Here is a 292-nt window from a genome sequence, read left to right on the forward strand (position 1 = left end):
GAACGGTCAACGGTGAACCGTATTTCACAGCGATCAGCGGGTTCTTGTTCTTAAGCGTACAGCGGAACTTCAGGGCGAGATCACGTGCAAAGGTTCTAAACAGGGGAACCCAAACAGGAGCATTTTGGGGCAGGCTTTCAGGGCAGGCTCTACTGGATGTCTACCGGTTCTTGCTTTGGGTCATCCTCGTGCTTCAGGCCAGGGTCTCGTTCTTTTCAGGCGCGAAAATGGGACCTCAGGAGCGAGATCCCGCACAGGAGCTCTGCGGGATGACAAAGTGAGTGGATTCCAG

At 54.5% G+C, this 292-nt stretch carries 1 protein-coding gene; it reads left to right on the forward strand.

From position 1 onward, the window contains the following. The coding region (locus B3K91_RS04105) for a hypothetical protein (RefSeq protein WP_292594045.1) at nt 1-281 on the forward strand (281 nt) is incomplete at its 5' end. Nucleotides 282-292 lie beyond the last annotated feature (11 nt).

The organism is Mesotoga sp. UBA5847 (assembly GCF_002432735.1).
Classification (GTDB): domain Bacteria; phylum Thermotogota; class Thermotogae; order Petrotogales; family Kosmotogaceae; genus Mesotoga.